The organism is Luteimonas sp. BLCC-B24, assembly GCF_028550595.1.
In the GTDB taxonomy this organism is placed as follows: domain Bacteria; phylum Pseudomonadota; class Gammaproteobacteria; order Xanthomonadales; family Xanthomonadaceae; genus Luteimonas.
Genome location: NZ_JAQQGN010000010.1, coordinates 22,947 through 40,994, shown reverse-complemented (window position 1 = coordinate 40,994; position 18,048 = coordinate 22,947). Strand labels below are relative to the sequence as shown.

General features: G+C 68.3%; 12 protein-coding genes. 9 read left to right on the top strand and 3 right to left on the bottom strand.

Features of this window, described 5'->3' with window-relative positions; all coding sequences use genetic code 11:
• Positions 1-76 precede the first annotated feature (76 nt).
• The 5 genes from thiC to PQS31_RS15815 all read left to right on the top strand — a co-directional run bounded on the left by thiC (position 77) and on the right by PQS31_RS15815 (position 9,333).
• Positions 77-1,954 carry a phosphomethylpyrimidine synthase ThiC gene (gene thiC / locus PQS31_RS15835; RefSeq protein ID WP_272763778.1) on the top strand — a complete coding sequence of 626 codons (1,878 nt, stop codon included), beginning with the start codon at positions 77-79 and terminating at the stop codon, positions 1,952-1,954.
• Positions 1,955-2,080: 126 nt separating this feature from the next.
• The gene (locus PQS31_RS15830; protein ID WP_272763776.1) at positions 2,081-2,674 is read left to right on the top strand and encodes a DUF4136 domain-containing protein; all 594 of its coding nucleotides are present in this window, start codon (positions 2,081-2,083) and stop codon (positions 2,672-2,674) included.
• Between the two features lie 345 nt (positions 2,675-3,019).
• The gene (locus PQS31_RS15825) at positions 3,020-5,347 is read left to right on the top strand and encodes a winged helix-turn-helix domain-containing protein (protein ID WP_272763774.1); all 2,328 of its coding nucleotides are present in this window, start codon (positions 3,020-3,022) and stop codon (positions 5,345-5,347) included.
• Positions 5,348-5,457: 110 nt separating this feature from the next.
• Positions 5,458-6,309 (top strand): AraC family transcriptional regulator, encoded by an 852-nt coding sequence (locus tag PQS31_RS15820; protein ID WP_272763773.1) that lies wholly within the window; start codon positions 5,458-5,460, stop codon positions 6,307-6,309.
• Between the two features lie 189 nt (positions 6,310-6,498).
• Positions 6,499-9,333, top strand: a complete 2,835-nt coding sequence (locus tag PQS31_RS15815) for a TonB-dependent receptor (RefSeq protein ID WP_272763771.1) — start codon at positions 6,499-6,501, stop codon at positions 9,331-9,333.
• A 294-nt stretch (positions 9,334-9,627) separates the two neighbouring features.
• Here PQS31_RS15815 and PQS31_RS15810 read toward each other — a convergent pair whose 3' ends face one another.
• Both PQS31_RS15810 and ppa read right to left on the bottom strand, forming a co-directional pair.
• Positions 9,628-10,737, bottom strand: coding sequence for an HDOD domain-containing protein (locus PQS31_RS15810; protein WP_272763769.1), 1,110 nt, complete (start codon positions 10,735-10,737; stop codon positions 9,628-9,630).
• Positions 10,738-10,859: 122 nt separating this feature from the next.
• Positions 10,860-11,390, bottom strand: coding sequence for an inorganic diphosphatase (gene ppa, locus PQS31_RS15805; protein ID WP_272763767.1), 531 nt, complete (start codon positions 11,388-11,390; stop codon positions 10,860-10,862).
• Between the two features lie 181 nt (positions 11,391-11,571).
• Between ppa and PQS31_RS15800 the strand changes: the two genes are divergently transcribed.
• Both PQS31_RS15800 and PQS31_RS15795 read left to right on the top strand, forming a co-directional pair.
• A complete protein-coding gene (locus PQS31_RS15800) occupies positions 11,572-13,119 on the top strand; it encodes a M91 family zinc metallopeptidase (RefSeq protein WP_272763765.1) in 1,548 nt (515 codons plus the stop codon).
• A gap of 156 nt (positions 13,120-13,275) precedes the next feature.
• Complete coding sequence (locus tag PQS31_RS15795) at positions 13,276-13,887, top strand: hypothetical protein (protein WP_272763763.1); 612 nt, start codon at positions 13,276-13,278, stop codon at positions 13,885-13,887.
• Between the two features lie 114 nt (positions 13,888-14,001).
• Here the strand turns inward: PQS31_RS15795 and PQS31_RS15790 are convergent, their stop codons facing one another.
• Positions 14,002-16,053, bottom strand: coding sequence for a sodium-translocating pyrophosphatase (locus tag PQS31_RS15790; RefSeq protein WP_272763762.1), 2,052 nt, complete (start codon positions 16,051-16,053; stop codon positions 14,002-14,004).
• Positions 16,054-16,325: 272 nt separating this feature from the next.
• On the opposite strand from PQS31_RS15790, the gene PQS31_RS15785 reads away from it, so the two are divergent.
• Positions 16,326-17,534 (top strand): fatty acid desaturase, encoded by a 1,209-nt coding sequence (locus PQS31_RS15785; RefSeq protein WP_272763761.1) that lies wholly within the window; start codon positions 16,326-16,328, stop codon positions 17,532-17,534.
• A 74-nt stretch (positions 17,535-17,608) separates the two neighbouring features.
• The gene (locus tag PQS31_RS15780; protein ID WP_272763759.1) at positions 17,609-17,914 is read left to right on the top strand and encodes a hypothetical protein; all 306 of its coding nucleotides are present in this window, start codon (positions 17,609-17,611) and stop codon (positions 17,912-17,914) included.
• Positions 17,915-18,048 lie beyond the last annotated feature (134 nt).

The window sequence follows — 18,048 nt, the reverse complement described above, 5'->3', positions numbered from 1 at the left end:
CGTGCTTCCGGATGTCGCAGTGCGGGCTGCGCCGCCGCTTCGTCCCGCCCGATCGGGCTCGCACAGGACGAAGACCATGAACGCAGTGCCCTCTCCGCTGATCCAGCAGACCGAATGGCTGTCCGAGTCGGTGACGCGCCCGATTCCCGGCTCGCGCAAGATTCACGTCGAAGGCTCGCGCGCGGACCTGCGCGTGGCGATGCGCGAAATCGTGCAGACGCGCACGCCGACGTTGTTCGGGGGTGAGGACAATCCGCCGGTCACGGTCTACGACCCCTCGGGTCCGTACACCGATCCCGATGCCGCCATCGATCTCGCCAAGGGGCTGGCGCCGCTGCGCGCGCGCTGGATCGAGGAGCGCGGCGATACCGAGCTGCTGCCCGCGCTGAGCTCCGCATTCGGCCGCGGGCGTGAACACGACCCGAAGCTCGCGCATGTGCGCTTCCCTGCGCGCACGCTGCCGCGCGTGGCGCGGGCCGGCGCCAACGTCACCCAGATGCACTACGCGCGCCGTGGCATCGTGACGCCGGAAATGGAGTACGTCGCGATCCGCGAGAACCAGCGCCTCGAACTCGTGCGCGACGCGCTGCTGCGCCAGCAGCATCCGGGCGAGGCCTTCGGCGCCAGCATCCAGCAGGTGATCACGCCGGAGTTCGTGCGTGACGAGATCGCGCGCGGCCGCGCCATCCTGCCGAGCAACATCAACCATCCGGAAAGCGAGCCGATGATCATTGGCCGCAATTTCCTCACCAAGATCAACGCCAACATCGGCAACAGCGCGGTGAGTTCCGGCATCGCCGAGGAGGTGGAGAAGCTGGTGTGGTCGATCCGCTGGGGCGGCGACACGGTGATGGACCTGTCGACCGGCAAGCACATCCACGAAACGCGCGAATGGATCATCCGCAATTCCCCGGTGCCGATCGGCACGGTGCCGATCTACCAGGCGCTGGAGAAGGTGGACGGCCGCGCGGAGGAGCTGACCTGGGAGATCTTCCGCGACACGCTGATCGAGCAGGCCGAGCAGGGCGTGGACTACTTCACGATCCATGCCGGCGTGCTGCTGCGCTACGTGCCGCTGACCGCCAAGCGGGTGACCGGCATCGTCTCGCGCGGCGGTTCGATCATGGCCAAGTGGTGTCTGGCGCATCACCGCGAGAGCTTCCTCTACGAACACTTCGAGGACATCTGCGAGATCATGAAGGCCTACGACGTGGCCTTCTCGCTGGGTGACGGCCTGCGTCCGGGTTGCATCGCCGATGCCAACGATGCCGCGCAGTTCGGCGAACTGGAAACATTGGGCGAGCTCACCAAGATCGCGTGGAAGCACGACATCCAGACCATGATCGAAGGCCCCGGCCACGTGCCGATGCAGCTGATCAAGGAGAACATGGACAAGCAGCTGCGCGAGTGCGGCGAGGCGCCGTTCTACACGCTGGGACCGCTGACGACCGACATCGCGCCGGGCTACGACCACATCACCAGCGCGATCGGCGCGGCGATGATCGGCTGGTACGGCACGGCGATGCTCTGCTACGTCACGCCCAAGGAGCACCTGGGCCTGCCCAACCGCGAGGACGTGCGCGACGGCATCATGGCCTACAAGATCGCCGCGCACGCGGCCGACCTCGCCAAGGGCCACCCGGGCGCCCAGGTGCGTGACAACGCACTGTCCAAGGCGCGCTTCGAGTTCCGCTGGCAGGACCAGTTCCATCTCGGGCTCGACCCGGAGAAGGCGGAGTCCTTCCACGACGAGACACTGCCCAAGGACGCCCACAAGGCGGCCCACTTCTGCTCGATGTGCGGCCCGCACTTCTGCTCGATGAAGATCACCCAGGATGTGCGCGACTACGCGGCCGAGCACGGCGTGGGCACCGAGGACGCGCTGGCGGCCGGCATGGCGGAAAAGTCCGCGGAATTCCGCGCCCAGGGCGCCGAGGTCTATCGTCCCGGTTGAATGAACAGGGGGCGGGCTGAATCGATGCCCGCCACCCTCGCATCCGCATGACCGGCGCAGGCGTATGTTCAGGACCGGTATCGACACGCCGCCGCACGATCCGCCAATCCACAGGGAGATTTCCTCATGACCACGTCCAAACGCCTCGCCGCCTGGCTCGTGGCGCTGTGCGGGCTCGTCCTGCTCGCCGGCTGCGCCACCGGGCCACGCATCACGACCGAGGCCGATCCTCGTGCCGATTTCTCGGTCTATCGCACTTGGTCGTTCTACACGCCGTTGGCGATCGAGAGCGAAGGCTACGAGACCCAGACCAGTGCGCTGGCCAAGGCCGCCGTGCGCGCCGAGATGGAGCGTCGCGGCTATACCTACACCGAGACCGATCCGGATCTGTGGGTGAACATCAATGCCTATCTGGAGCGCCGCACCGACGTCAGCAGCTACCCGACGGTCGACTACGGCTACTACTACAGCTATCGCCACCGCGCCTATTTCGCGGTGCCGTACTGGAACGAGCGCACACAGGTGTACCGCTACACCGAGGGCACGATGAACGTCGATCTCGTCGACGCCCGGCAGAAGCGGCTGGTGTGGGAAGGCATTGCGGTCGGTCGGGTCGCGAACATGCGGCCGGACCAGCGCGCCCAGCGGGTGAACGCGACGATCGCCGAGATCTTCGCCAACTATCCGCATCGCGCAGGCATGCGCGGCGCACCGATGTAACGCTGCCGAGTCGATGCGCTGGATATGAAAGCGGGCCGAGAGGCCCGCTTTTTCGTTGGCCATACGCCGCGTTCGCCGGATCGAGGCATGGACGTCAACCGGCGCGCCGCAGTCCAAGCGGGGCTCTACCGGGCGACCGGGCAATGCGGGGCGGCTGCGCGGCGCCCCGAGGAGGGCTGCGCGGGCCGGTGACTCCGTGCCGCCGGGCGCCGAGCGGGCCAGTCACTCGAATCGGGCTGGAGACCTGACGGAATGTGACAGGCGCTGTGCGGAGTCTGTCGCGAACCTTGCATTCGATTCAGTTGGCGGTCGCTATTGTGTGCGCCGAGTAGATCCGGCCCTTCGATGTCCAGCACCAGCCCCTTCCACGACGATCAGACGCCGCTCCGGCTGCGCATCGGTGCCGCGACGGTGGACTTCGCGACGCGCGAGATCGCCGTGCCCGGTGCCCGGAACATCGCGCGCGTGACGCCGAAGTCCATCGCGGTGCTGCGCCTGCTGGCGCAAACCCCCGGCGACGTGTGGACGCGGGGCGATCTGCTCGCGCGGGCCTGGCCCGATACGCTGCCGGGCGACGACGTCCTCACCCAGGCGGTGACGCAGCTGCGCAAGGCCTTCGGCGCCGGCACCGTGAGCGCGGCCGAAGGGCGGCGGTACATCGAGACGATCGCCAAGACCGGCTACCGGTTGACCGTGCCGGTCGAGGCGATCGAGACGGTCGTCGAAGTGCCGGTCGATGCCGGCGTGCAGTCCGCACCGGGCCGCGTGACCGACCCGGCGTTCGCCGCGCTCGTTCCCGCCTCTGTGCCGACGGCCGGGCCGGGCGCGGCAGCCCCGGTCGCCCGGCCCCGCGCACGCTGGCTGCTCGCGGTGGCCGCCGCGGCCCTGCTGGCCGGCGTCGTCGCCGGCCTGACGTTGGTCTCCGCGCCGGGCGACGGTGCCGCGCCGCGCGTCGAGCCTCTTGCCGGTCCGGGGCGGCCCTACCGCCTGATCACCAACGCCGCCGGCTTCGAACTCTCGCCGACCCTGTCCCCCGATGCGTCGATGGTTGCGTATTCCGCATCGCCCACGGCCGACGGCGGCGAGAGTGCGGCCATCCGGGTGCAGACCACGACCAGCGCCGCGCCGCGGATCCTGAGCCGCCCGGGACCAGGTGATCGCGATGATCTCCCCGCCTGGTCTCCGGACGGCCGCGAAATCGCCTTTGCCAGGCGCAGCGAGGACGGAGCCTGTCGCGTGATGCTGATCGCGGCCACCGGCGCCGGCGACGAGCGCGAGATCGCACGCTGCGACGGCAGTGAGCTGTTGAGCTTCGACTGGCTGCCGGACGGCAGCGGGCTGTTGTTCGGCACGATGACGGGCGTGCCGGACGGCGGGCGCATGCGGGTGCTGAATCCGGTCGACGGGCGCTGGCGCGAACTCGATTACGAGGCGCGGCCGGGCGATCTGGATGCCGTGCCGAAGGTCTCGCCGGACGGGCGCTGGATCGCCTTCGTCCGCAATCCCCAGATGGGCGATGTCTGGCGCATCCCCATCGATGGCGGCAAGGCGGAACAGTTGACCCGGCTCGGCGCGGAGATGCGCGGCCTGGCCTGGGCGCCCGACAGCCGCGGCATCGTGTTCGGCATCCGCGTCGATCACGAGTCGCGGCTGTATCTGCTCGACGCCGACTCCGGCACGTTCGCCGATCTCGGCATCGAGGACGCGCAGGCGCCGGCCATCTCGGCGCAGAGCGGCATGTTGGCGTTCGTGCACCGGCGGCCGCATTTCGGCATCCGCCGCATCGACGCGGCGACCGGCGAGGACACGCCCCTGTTCGCGTCCTCGGGACGCGACACGCAGCCCACCCTGTCGCCCGATGGCCAGCAACTGGCGTTCACCTCGGACCGTGCCGGCCGCTTCGAACTGTGGTGGGCGGATCTGCGCCGCCCGGATTCCCTGCGCCCGATCGAGGGCGTGCGGCCGGACACCCGGCAAGCACCGCTCTGGTCGCAGGATGGCAGGCGATTGTTGACCTTGGCGCTGGATGCAGACGGGAAGGCGTCGGCCCTGGAGATCGAGCCGGCGACCGGGCACACCACCGTCCTGCAGATACCGGGCGGCCGGCCGATGCAGGCCGCGTACGGCCCCGAGGACCAGTTGCTGGTGGTCGAGGAAGACGGGGAGGGGCGCGTGGCACTGGTGGCCTACGCGCGTGACCGCTGGGACGTTCTGGGGCGGATCGAAGGTGTGTCCCAGGTCCGCTTCGATGCGGCGGGCCAGCGCGTGCTGTTCACCCGGTTGGATGGCAACGGGCTGTGGTCGGCGGATACCGCGCTTTCGGCCGCCAGTGTCCGCCAGCACAGTGATGTGCTCCCGACCCGCTGGTGGTACCGCGCCTGGAACGTGGATCCGGACGGCCGGCTGTCCTACCTCGACGGCGACGCGGCCTGCCGGACCCGGCTGACGTTCTTCGAGGTCGCGCCCGATGCCCTCGTACCGGGCGCCTCGCGTTGCATATCCAAACCGCATCGCAGCGCGACCAACGGGTACAGCACGGCGGTCGACGCCTGGGCCATCTCCATCGCATCCGAGGACGGCACGGATATCGGATTCATGCCGCTTCCCGGGGCGCGGCGGGCCGATGAGACGCTCGCTAAGTGGTTGTTGTCCATGAGGAAAAAGGTTTCGTAACTTTTTCGGGTCACATGCGGCAACAATTTCGGCAAAGTTTTGGTCGGCATTCGGGCAGAGCGCTGTCGCGACAGGCATAACACCGTCCCCCTTCGTTGAACGGTGTGTCCATGCAAGCGTCTCTCTGGTCGACCCGCGGTCACGTGTTGCAATTCGAATCGGCCCAGGGATCCGCCCAGTGTGTCGGGGCCGCGCGCCTCGGCGCCGTCCAGGTCACGGCGCCGGTGTTCAACATCTGGGTGCAGGTGCGCGGCGACGGCTGGATCGAGTCGCGTGAGGGCCGGTTCCGCATGCGTTGCGGCGACTGGATGGCCTTCGAGAAGGAGTCCACGCCCTTGATCCAGACGGGGGCCCGAGGCGTCTGCATCGGCGTCGCCCTGGATGCACGCGCGCTCGAGAGTCTGCAGGCGCTCAACGACGGCAGCCTGTATGCCGGACGTGGCCGGGTCCCCGCGCAGGACCTGCGGATGCTGCTGCGCCTGTGGCGCGGCGCCGCGGCCGCGGGTGACGACGGGGTGGCGGTGCGTCCGCTGCTGTTGCAACTGGCCGCCGTCCAGCGCGACCTGGCGGCCCGCGTGCGCCGATGCCCCGGCCGGTCAAGGCTGCGCAAGCGGCAGGTGTTCGGCCGCATGCAGCGCGCGCGTCTGTATCTGGAAGGCAACAGCGATCGCGTGGTGCGCATCAGCGAGCTCGCCGATCTCACCAGCTTTTCGAGCTGGTACTTCTCCAAGGCGTTCCATGCGCTCTACGACGAGAGCCCGCAGGCCCTGTCGGTGCGTCTGCGTCTGGAGCGCGCGGGGCTGTTGTTGCGCACCACGTCGATGATGATCGGCGAGGTCGCGGCGGCCACCGGCTTCGACAATTGCTGCAGCTTCGCGCGTGCATTCAAGAGCCACCACGGCATGTCGGCCAGCCGCTATCGCGCCGCGCGCGCTGCCAAGGCGACCGCTACCGCGGTGTGAGATTCCATAACGCGTCGCTGTTGCGCCCCGGTGACGGACCGCCCGCCACTGGGGCGTTTTCACGTGGGGCGCCAGATTCGGCAAACACACCGGGCGGTGATGGCAAGGCATGAACAGAGGCTGGCCCCGTACCGTGCTGAAGGCGTTTTTAACGCGTCAGTAACGCAACACACACTCTGGAGAGAGAACTTGAAGAATCTTCGCACTCCCGCACTGCGCAAGGGCCTCCTGCCCCTCGCGGTGCTGACGGCCCTCGTGCCGGCGGCCGTGTCCGCCCAGGAACAGGCGACCGCCACCGGTGCCACCAACCTCGATCGCATCCAGGTCACCGGCTCGCGCATTCGTGGCGTCGAGATCGAGAACTCGCAGCCGATCCTGACGGTCTCGCGCGAGGACATCTCGCGTTCGGGTCAGGCCACCGTTGCCGACCTGCTGCAGAACATCTCCTCGGCGGGTTCGCCGTCCATCTCGCGTGCCGACGCCCTGGCGTCGGGCGAGAACGTCGGTGGTTACTACATCGACATCCGTAACCTGGGCGCCACTCGCACCCTCGTGCTGATCAACGGCGTCCGTCTCGGCGCGACCACCGGCGGCTTCCAGGATCTGAGCCAGATTCCAGTCTCTGCGATCGAGCGCATCGACATCCTGAAGGACGGCGCGTCCGCGCTGTACGGCTCCGACGCGATCGCCGCGGTGGTCAACGTCATCACCCGCTCGCGCTTCGACGGTGCGGAAGCCTCGGTGCAGTACGGTCAGTTCAGCCAGGGGGACGGCGGCGAGACCATCTATTCCGGCACGTTCGGTACCAGCAACGAGCGCGGCGGTATCACGATCTCCGCCGAGTTCATGGAGGCCGACCCGATCCTGGCCGGCGATCGCTTCTTCAGCGCGTTCGGTAACGCCGGTCCGGATTATCCGGGCTCGGGCTTCAGCCCGGTGAGCCAGAACGGCTCGTGGTTCGACGAGGCGACCGAGACCTGGCTGACGCTGCGTCCGGGTGGCAATCCGGCCAACCGCGCGGATTACGTGCCGCACACCGCTGCGTTCAACGCCAACGCCAACCAGCAGATGTTCGTGCAGACGGGTCTCGAGCGGAAGTCGGTGTTCTCCAACATCAACTACGACCTCACCGACCGCGTCACCTTCAACGCCGACATCCTCTACAACAAGCGCTCGACCGATCAGCAGATCGCCGGCTATCCCTACCAGTCGCTCGCGTTCGACACTCCGCTCTCGGGTGACAGCGTGTTCAACCCGGTCGGTGAAGACATCGAGTTCCGTCGCCGCCTGTGGGAAGTGCCGCGTACCACGCGCAGCGAGCTGACCACGTTCCGCGTCGTCGCCGGCCTGAGCGGCTACTTCGATGTGAACGAGCGTCCGTGGGACTGGAACGTGACGTACGCCAACAACCGTAACGAGGTCACGAAGACCGGTTACGGTGACGCCAGCCTGCTGGCTACCGCACCGGCCCTTGGTCCCTCGTTCATCGATGCCAGCGGCGTCGCGCGCTGCGGCACCGTGGGCAACGTGGTCGCCGGCTGCACGCCGTGGAACCCGCTGCTGCCGTTCGGCGTCGAGGGTCCCGGCTCACTGGCGAACGCGGACGTCCAGAACTTCCTGTTCCCGACCTACACCGACACCGGCGAGACCAGCTCGAAGATCTACTCCGCCAACCTGAGCGGTGGTCTGTTCGAGCTGCCTGCAGGCGATTTCGGTTTCGCGTTCGGTCTGGAACGTCGTGAAGAGACCGGCCGCTTCGTGCCGGACGCGTTCAACCAGAGTGGCAACTCGACCGGCCTGCCGGCGACCACCACCCAGGGCGAGTACGAGGTCAACGAGGCTTACCTCGAATTTAACATCCCGCTGCTCGCCGACCTGCCGTACGCCCAGGAGCTGACCCTCAACCTGGCGTCGCGCTATTCGGACTACAGCAACTTCGGTGACACCACCAACTCGAAGGCGAGCTTCATCTGGCGCCCGATCGACTCGGTGGCGGTGCGCGCGACGTGGGCGCAGGGTTTCCGTGCGCCGTCGATCGACAACCTGTACGGCGGTATCGGTGGCAGCTTCGAAAGCTATACCGACCCGTGCTCGGTCGGCGTGCCGGGCAGCGTTGCCGGCAATGCGGCGTGTACGGCGGCTGGCGTGGCACCGGATTACGTTCAGCTCGGCCAGGGCCTCGTGCCCTGCACCTCGTGGCCGTGCCAGACGCCGGACCAGTTCCTTTCCGGCTCCAACCCGGATCTGGGACCCGAGTCGTCGATCAGCCGGACTGCGGGCATCGTGTGGAGCCCCGGTTTCGCCGAGGGCCTGACGCTGAGCCTGGACTGGTACAACTACAAGCTCTCGAACTACATCATCCAGGACAGCGTCAACCGCATCCTGCGCGACTGCTACGTGCTGGGTGATGCGAGCCGCTGCGCGAACGTGACCCGTGCCGCCGACGGCCACATCTCGGACATGTTCTACGGCCTGACCAACCTCGGACAGCTGGAAACCGAGGGTTGGGACTTCGGTGCGCGTTACCGCATGGCTGACACGGCGTTTGGCCGCTTCACGTTCGACTGGCAGACCAGCTACCTGGCGCAGTACGACACGCTGGGCCAGAATTCCGCGGGCGATGACATCTTCGTCGGCGGCGCTGGTGATCCGGGCTACTTCCGCATCCGTTCGACGCTCAGCACCAACTGGGAGATCAACGAGGACTGGAACGCGACCTGGAACATGCGCTACTACTCGGGCATCAACGACGGCTGCGTGGCCAACCGTCCGTGCTCGGATCCGGATCGCTACCAGAACGGCGAAACCGCGCCGCGCAATCGCCTGGGTTCGAACACCTTCCACAACCTGCAGGTGTCGTACAACGCACCGTGGGATGCGACGGTGTCGCTCGGCGTCGACAACGTGTTCGATCGCGAAGCCGCCATCATGTTCAACGGCGGCAACGTCAGCACGGGCTTCCCGTACTACCCGGAGTTCGACATCGGTCGCTTCATGTACATGCGCTATACCCAGCGCTTCTGATCGCTCCGCGATCCTGAAACGCAGAAAGGCGGGCCTTCGGGCCCGCCTTTTTTTGTTCTCGAGTTCCGGCCGCTCCGAATGCGGGACATCATGCGCCGGCGAGCGCGGTGCGTTGTCTCGTCCCCGATCGAGGCCGGCGTGAACCCGGGGCATATCGCGCCCGCGGCTCGGCGCGTGTCGGTGGAGGTCATGCACGGCGGACGACGCACGCGGACGCAGCGCGCCGCTTCGCACGGCGGAAGATCGCCGTCGACGCACCGTGACAAGAGAAACGCCCGGCGCGCGGGCGGATCCTCAGGCGTGCTGGGACTCGTCGATGCCCAGCAGGCGCTCGGCGTGTCCGCGCCAGCCGTCGAGCTTGTCGAGCATGCCGGTGCGCTGGAGATAGTCCTCACGCACGGGTTCGCCGGCGGCGAGCGCGGTGGCGACGTGGACGGCGCCGGTCACCCAGAAGCTGCGCGTGCCGGCACGGGCGGGGTCGCGCTGGAAGGCCACGGCCTCGATGATCGGCATCGGCAGGCCCCAGAGGCCGAGCAGGTAGGCGCCGGCTTCGGTATGGCCGGGTGCATCGGCCGGCTGCGTATCCGGATCGGCACGTTCGTCACGGATGCCGGGCAGCAACAGCCCGATGTCGGCCAGAAGGGCGGCGGTCGCGCCGAGCTCGGCGCTCGATTCGGGCAGCATGCGCCGCGCGAGCTGCGAGGCCACGAGCGCGCGCTGCTGCATCGCCGGGCGATCCAGATCGCTGCGCCCGCCGTGGGCGAAGACTTCGCTGGCCAGGACGAGGTCGCGCATGGTCGACATGCCCAGCCGGGTCACGGCCGAGCGCAAGTCGGTGATGGTCCGGCCCGCGGAAAAATAGGCGGAATTGCACAGCTGCAACACCTTCGCCGCGATCGCCGGATCGCCGGCGATCAGCTGCGCGATGTCGCTGGCGCTCGTTTCTTCTTCCGCTTCGAGCGCGTGCGCCAGCGCGATGTAGGTCTGCGGCGGTGACGGCAGCTTCTCGATCTGGCCGATGCGCTCGCGCAGGGCCGGATTGTCGAGCAGTTCGCGCAGTTCCTCGAGACTGCCGATGGCCTCGAGCAGCTGGGCCTCGCCGACCGGCAGCGGCAGGAAGCGGTGGGCGAGCGACAGCACGCGCGCCGGCGGCTGGCCGCCGAACACGGCGATGCGCGAGGTTTCCGGACGCAGCGTGCGCACCTGGCCCAGCAGCGTGGCGACCGGCATGTCCGGCAGCGCAGGGGCCACGACGACGACGTCCTGCGGGCTGTCGGCAATCAGCGCCGTGGCCGAGGTTCCGTCCGCGGCGCGCTGGACCTCCCAGCTGTCGTCCATGTCGGCCACGAGGGCGGTGAGATCGGATGGCAGGCTGTCTTCGCCGCCCACGAACAGAATACGCACGATGGAACCCCCTGATCGCCACGACACACACCTGGTGGTGGCAGCGGCGATAGTAGCAATCGCGCCGGCTGCGCACCGGCGCGATGTCGGGAACTGTGACGGGCGCTGCGCCCGCGCAGTGGTTACTGCGCCTTGTAGGCGGCGATCGCGTCGGTGAGCAGTGCCTTGGCCTCGGCCGCATCACCCCAGCCGCTGATCTTGACCCACTTGCCCTTCTCGAGATCCTTGTAGTGCTCGAAGAAGTGGCCGATGCGCTCGAGCCAGTGGCCGGACACCTTGTCCAGGTCGTCGACATGGGCGTAGCCGCCGAACACCTTCTCCACCGGTACGGCGAGGATCTTCTCGTCGCTGCCGGCCTCGTCGGTCATCTTCAGCACGCCGACCGGACGGCAGCGGATCACCGAACCCGGGATCAGCGGCAGCGGCAGCACCACCAGCACGTCGGCCGGATCGCCGTCGCCGCAGACGGTGTTGGGCACGTAGCCGTAATTGCAGGGATAGCGCATCGGCGTGGACAGGATGCGGTCGACGAAGATCGCGCCGCTCTCCTTGTCGACCTCGTACTTGACGGGCTCGGCATCCTTCGGGATCTCGATGATGACGTTGATTTCGTCCGGCGGGTTCTTGCCGGTGGGGACGGAGTCGAGGCCCATGCTGCGATCCATTGACGTGAAAGGGGCGCCATTCTAAGGCCAACGATGCTGCGCTGCGGCGATCGACGGTTTCGGCTGCAACGGTCGGACCGGCGTCCGACCAAGGGCACGCCCCAGTGTGGCCGCGCCATACGGCGGCGTACATATGGACCTCCGATCCACTCGCCCAGGTGCCCCGGCCATGACCTCGTTCGATCCGCAGTCCGCCTCCCAGACCCGCGCCAGCGTGTGGGAACCCTCGTTCGACCCGCAGGCCCGTCTCGATCCGGGCATGATCGGACAGACGCCGTGGGACCCGGCGGCCGACCGCACGGGCACGAACGGCGGCGCGGACGCGGGCGCCACCCGCATCGACGGCGAGGCCACGAACGAAGGCGGGCGCACGCGCTCGCAGACCACCGATGGCAAACCGGTGCTGATCGATCCGCTGCACCAGTCGGCCGAGGTGACGATCACCCGTGAACGCACCGCGGTCGAGCAGGGCGGCCAGCTGTACGCCGTGTCCGACCAGCTGGTGATCGCCACCGGGAACGGCAACGACCGCGTGCGCGTCACGCCCGGCCGCGATGGCGCGCTCGCCCTCGAGGTGAACGGCGAACAGTACGCAGTGGAACTGGCCTCGGGCCAGGAGATCACCATCCGCGGCGGCGACGGCGACGACACCATCGAGGTGGCCGAAGGCGTGGCGGTGAACTTCGTCATCGAAGGGGGCAGCGGCGACAACACCATCACCGCGCTCGGCTCGGGGAACGACCGCATCACCGGCGGCACCGGCAGCGACACGATCACCGTCGGTGCCGGCAACAACTACGTCGACGGCGGCGCCGGCGACGACACCCTCCGCGTCGACGGTGCGGGTCGCAACGTGCTCTACGGCGGCGACGGCGCGGACCGCATCACCGCCGGCCGGGGCATCGACTACGTCGACGGCGGTGCGGGCGACGACCGGATCGAGGGCGTGGCCGGCAACAATGTGCTGATCGGCGGCACCGGCACCAACACCATCCTCACCGGGACCGGCGACACACGCGTGTATGCCGGCGCCGACAGCACCGTCGTCAACCAGGGCGGCAACGCGGTGGTCTACGCCAGCGAGGCGATCGGCGACCGCATCAGCGCAGAGAACGGCGGGCGGACCACCGTGGTCAACGTCGCCATCGATCCCGCCCTCGGCCGCAGCGTGCGTATCGAAGGGACCGAGGCGTTCGTGAGCCGTGTGCAGGCCGATATCGACATGCTGCGCGCCTCGCCCAATGGGCAGCAGATGCTGGCCGAATTCGACCAGGCGGCCGCGAGCGGGCATGTCGTGACCATCCGCGAATTGCAGAACGAGCAGAACGGCTACGCCAGCATGGTGCCCGGCTACATCCGGAACGGGCAGGCCGGGCCGGCGACCGACGTGACGATCTCCTACAACCCGCAGTTCTTCGTCGAGGATCTGCCGGCGCCGTCGGTGATCCTGTATCACGAGATGTCGCACGCCTTCAACGGCGTCACCGGCACCTTCATGCCGGGGGCGTTCACCGGCACCGCGACGCCCGACGACGCGCGTGATGCCGCGGCCGGGGTGCCCAATCTCGAGCGCCAGGCCGTCGGCCTGCCCAGCAGTCATCCCGAGTACGACTACGGCAACGGGCGGGTCACCAGTTCCAATCCGCAGGCATTGACCGAGAACGGCATGCGCGGCGAAATGGGATTCGAGCAACGCCCGAGCTACGCACTGCCCTGAGTGAGCGGGCTTCGCGCGCCGTCTGCGGCACCGCGTGACGCGATGTGAACACGCGGCGCCGCGCGCGTCGCTACGCTGGCGCCTGCCGTCGTCCGAGGACCCCGTATGCCATCCGACGCCCCGTGTCGATCCGTTCGTTCCCGGCTTGCCGTGATCGTGGCACTGTCTCTTGCGATCGCCTCCACCGCCTGTGCGCAGACGCCGAACGCCCGCGCCTCCCACGCCAGCGAGACCTCCGAAATGTCAGCCCAGAGCACCCGGATCGACGCGGATGGCGTCGCCCTCGACGTCGAATTCGACGTGCGGCCGGGCGCGCCGGTCGAGGTGCGCTACCGGCTGCAGAACACCGGCGCGACGCCGCTGGCGGTATTCGACCGCGGCGACCGCCATGGCGTGTTGACGGGTCGACAGGCGACGGGCGACGTCGGCGCGCCGGGCACGCGTGATGAGGGTGCGGGCGACGTCACCCTGTCCCATATCGCGCGCGCCCTGCCGTCGCCCTCGCCGACGCTTCCGCCGGTGCCGCTGGCCGCCCGGGTCGACGCCGGCGGCGTGCTCGAAGGCCGCTTCCGCGCCTCGCCGACGACACTCGATCCGCCGAAGCGCCTGCGCTGGTGCCTGGGCGTCGTGGAATTCGATCCCGCGTCCTTCAGCAGCCCGGAGCGCGTGGGTGGGGTCGAGGTCTGGCAGGCGAGTTTCGAACTGGCGGACCGGCAGCGTCTCGTGTGCACGCCGTGGTTCGATCTTGCTGCGCACGCTTTCCAGTGAGCACGCGCGCCGCGCGAGGCGTGCGCGTGGCGACGCGGGGCAGGCCGGCCCTGACCTGCTGCGCCCCTCACCCGTGCCGATGAGGGACGTGCTGTCGTCCTGCGCCGGGCGACATCAGAGCAGCGGCACCAGCAGCAATGCGACGATATTGATGATCTTGATCAGCGGATTGATCGCCGGGCCCGCGGTGTCCTTGTAGGGATCGCCGACGGTGTCGCCGGTGACGGCGGCCTTGTGCGCCTCGCTGCCTTTGCCGCCGAAATGCCCGTCCTCGATGTACTTCTTGGCGTTGTCCCATGCACCACCACCGGTGGTCATCGAGATCGCGACGAACAGGCCGGTGACGATCGTGCCGATCAGCAGGCCGCCGAGCGCGCGGATGCCGGCGCCCGGACCCATCAGCGCGTTCATGCCCAGTGCCACCACCACCGGCACCAGTACCGGCAGCAGCGAGGGCACGATCATTTCCTTGATCGCCGACTTCGTCAGCATGTCGACGGCGCGGTCGTACTGCGGCTTGCCGGTGCCTTGCATGATTCCGGGAATCTCCCGGAACTGGCGCCGCACTTCCTCGACCACCGCGCCCGCCGCACGGCCCACGGCTTCCATCGCCATCGCGCCGAACAGATACGGAATCAGGCCGCCGATGAACAGACCGATGATCACCGCCGGATCGGCGAGGTCGAAGCGGAACTCGGTGCCCGGATACTTCGCTTCCAGGTTGTGGGTGAAGTCGGCGAACAGCACCAGCGCCGCGAGCGCCGCCGAGCCGATCGCGTAACCTTTCGTCACCGCCTTGGTGGTGTTGCCCACCGCATCGAGCGGGTCGGTGATGTCGCGGATTTCCGACGGAAGCTCCGCCATCTCGGCGATGCCGCCGGCGTTGTCGGTGATCGGGCCGTAGGCGTCGAGCGCGACGATCATGCCGGCCATCGACAGCATCGCCGTCGCCGCGATCGCGATGCCGTACAGGCCCGCGAACGAGAAGCACGCCCAGATCGCGAAGCACACCGCGACCACCGGCATCGCGGTCGATTTCATCGACACGCCCAGGCCGGCGATGATGTTGGTGCCGTGGCCGGTGGTGGATGCCTGCGCGATGTGCTTGACCGGCGCGTACTGCGTGCCGGTGTAGTACTCGGTGATCCAGACGATCGCGCCGGTGAGCACCAGTCCGATCAGCGCGCACAGATAGAGATTGGTGGCGCCGTGGGTGTTGTCGGCCATCAGCTGCTGGGTGATCGGCCAGAAGAGCGCCGCGGCGATGACGCCCGAGACGATGACGCCCTTGTACAGCGCGCCCATGATCGAGCCGCCGGCCTGCACCTTCACGAAGAACGTGCCGACGATCGAGGCCAGGATCGACGCACCACCGAGCACCAGCGGATACAGCACGCCGTTGCCGCCGACGGTCGACGCCATCAGGAAACCGAGCAGCATCGTCGCGATCACGGTGACCGCGTAGGTCTCGAACAGATCCGCCGCCATGCCCGCGCAGTCACCGACGTTGTCGCCGACGTTGTCGGCGATCACCGCCGGGTTGCGCGGGTCGTCCTCGGGAATGCCGGCCTCGACCTTGCCCACCAGGTCCGCGCCGACATCGGCGCCCTTGGTGAAGATGCCGCCGCCCAGGCGCGCGAAGATCGAGATCAGCGAACTGCCGAAGGCCAGGCCCACCAGCGCGTGCAGCGCCGCCTCGCCGGCGATGCCGAAGCGCGGCAACAGCATCCAGTAACCGGCCACGCCCAGCAGGCCGAGCCCGACCACCAGCAGGCCGGTGATCGCACCGCCGCGGAACGCGACGTCCATCGCCGCGCCGATGCCGCGCCGCGCAGCCTCGGCGGTGCGCACGTTCGCCTTCACCGAGACGTTCATGCCGATGTAGCCCGCCGCCCCCGACAGCACCGCGCCGAGCAGGAAGCCGATGCCGGTGGCCCAGCCCAGGAACACGCCGATCAGTACGAACAGCACGGCGCCGACGACGGAAATGGTCAGGTACTGGCGGTTGAGATACGCGCGGGCGCCTTCCTGGATCGCACCTGCGATCTCCTGCATCCGTGCGTTGCCGGCGGGTTGCCGGTTGATCCAGGCGGCGGAGATCACGCCGTAGAGAATCGCGATGACGGCACAGCCCAGTGCCAGCCACAAACCGTGTTGCTCGAGCATGGAACCCCTCCCAGAGTCGGTATGCCAAGACTGAACAGCGGTGATGCGCGCCGACTATCGCACAGGGTTCGCCGGCAGGCGTGCTGCGATGCGGGGCGAATGCACCGGGCAGCAAACACGCCGGTGGCGCGGTGCGATGTGGCGCCGCGCTGAATGCGGACTGCGGCGCGGCGAGACTGAACCCCCGTGGCCCCATACGGTCTCGCAGGGATGGCAAAGCCCCGGGGCCGGACGCATCATGGACGCGTTCACCTCATCAAGCCGCGCGCGCCATGTCCGCTTCCCTGTCCGAGTTTCTCTCCGGTGGCCTGCTCCAGTTCGGCTGGGGCGCGATGCTGGTGTATCTGCTGATCGCCACGCAGCTGACGATCTTCGCCGTCACCTTGTACCTGCACCGCAGCCAGGCACATCGCGGTGTCGATTTCCATCCGGTGATCGCGCACTTCTTCCGGTTCTGGACGTGGCTCACCACGTCGATGATCACGCGCGAGTGGGTGGCGATCCATCGCAAGCATCACGCCAAGTGCGAGACCGAGGACGATCCGCACAGCCCGCGCTTCAAGGGCATCAGGACCGTGTTCTGGAAAGGCGTGGAGCTGTACCGCGAGGCGCGCGGCATGCGCGCCGACATCGAGCAGTACGGCAAGGGCGCGCCGAACGACTGGATCGAACGCAGGCTCTACACGCCGTGGGCGACCTTCGGCCCGACGCTGCTGCTGTTCGTCAGCTTCGCGTTGTTCGGCTTCAAGGGCGTTGCCGTGTGGGCGATCCAGATGGCATGGATCCCGTTCTGGGCCGCGGGTGTCGTCAACGGGCTGGGCCACTGGTGGGGCTACCGCAACTTCGAGACCACCGACACCGCGACCAACCTCACCCCGTGGGGCGTATGGATCGGAGGCGAGGAACTGCACAACAACCACCACGCGTTTCCCTCGTCGGCGAAGTTCGCGCTGCGCAAGTGGGAATTCGACATCGGCTGGATGGTGATCCGTGGCCTCGAGTCCGTCGGCCTGGCCAAGGTGCTCCGGGTCGCGCCGTCGCTCGATGTGCGCCCGAACATCCACGTCCCGGATACCGACACGATGAAGGCGCTGCTCACGCACCGCTTCCAGGCCATGACCGACTACCAGCGCAACGTGCTGACACCGGCGCTGCGCGAAGAAGCGCAGGCCGCCGGTGCCCGGCTGCGCGCGCTGTTGCCCCGCAAGCTGCGCAAGGGCCTGGTGGACGACGGCCGATGGCTGCAGCCCGACGCGCGTGCTCAGCTCCAGCAATGGGTGGACCAGCGTCCGCGCATCCGCACCCTGGTCGAATACCGTGCGCGCCTGTCGGCGGTGCTCGAAGCGCGTTCGCACAATGCGGCCGATGCCCTGCATCACCTGCAGGCCTGGTGCCGCGAGGCCGAGGCCACGGGCATCCGCGCGCTGCAGGAGTATTCGGCGCGGCTGAAGGGGTATTCGCTGCAGAGCGTTCGCGCCTGAGCGCGCGGCTGCCCGACGTGCCGCGTGTCGCGCCCGCTCGAAAGCCGGCCTGGGCATGCGCGGTCCTGCTGTCGATGGGACTGGCCGGCGCGGCATCGGCCCAGGTCACCCAGACGCGCGATTACCTCGAGCGCATGGACACCGACGGCGACGGCCGCGTCTCGCTGGCCGAGTACCAGGCCTGGATGCGCTATGCGTTCGACCAGATGGACCGCAACGGCGACGGCGTGCTGGCGCCCGAGGAATTGCCGGGCGGCAAGGGTCGCCCGATCACGCTGGCCGAACACATGGCCAAGCTGGCGGCCGCGTTCAACCGCCAGGACATCAACCGCGACGGCTTTCTAGATACCCGCGAACTCGCGGCACCGCCGCAGCGCTGAGCGGCGGCGTGACGCCCGGGCACCAACGGGCACTGGGGTGTGTTGCGCGCGGCGCCCGCGGTCGGAATGGCGTGCGCAACCGGGACGATGCCCGCCGCGTCATACGGGGCCGCACGACCGGCAGCGGCATACGT

Bases quoted from the DNA above. Each gene is read 5' to 3' on its own strand.
- PQS31_RS15800 (WP_272763765.1), top strand. From the start codon at position 11,572: ATGACCTCGTTCGATCCGCAGTCCGCCTCCCAGACCCGCGCCAGCGTG.
- PQS31_RS15830 (WP_272763776.1), top strand. From the start codon at position 2,081: ATGACCACGTCCAAACGCCTCGCCGCCTGGCTCGTGGCGCTGTGCGGG.
- PQS31_RS15820 (WP_272763773.1), top strand. From the start codon at position 5,458: ATGCAAGCGTCTCTCTGGTCGACCCGCGGTCACGTGTTGCAATTCGAA.
- PQS31_RS15780 (WP_272763759.1), top strand. From the start codon at position 17,609: ATGGGACTGGCCGGCGCGGCATCGGCCCAGGTCACCCAGACGCGCGAT.
- ppa (WP_272763767.1), bottom strand. From the start codon at position 11,390: ATGGGCCTCGACTCCGTCCCCACCGGCAAGAACCCGCCGGACGAAATC.
- PQS31_RS15825 (WP_272763774.1), top strand. From the start codon at position 3,020: ATGTCCAGCACCAGCCCCTTCCACGACGATCAGACGCCGCTCCGGCTG.
- PQS31_RS15785 (WP_272763761.1), top strand. From the start codon at position 16,326: ATGTCCGCTTCCCTGTCCGAGTTTCTCTCCGGTGGCCTGCTCCAGTTC.
- PQS31_RS15790 (WP_272763762.1), bottom strand. From the start codon at position 16,053: ATGCTCGAGCAACACGGTTTGTGGCTGGCACTGGGCTGTGCCGTCATC.
- thiC (WP_272763778.1), top strand. From the start codon at position 77: ATGAACGCAGTGCCCTCTCCGCTGATCCAGCAGACCGAATGGCTGTCC.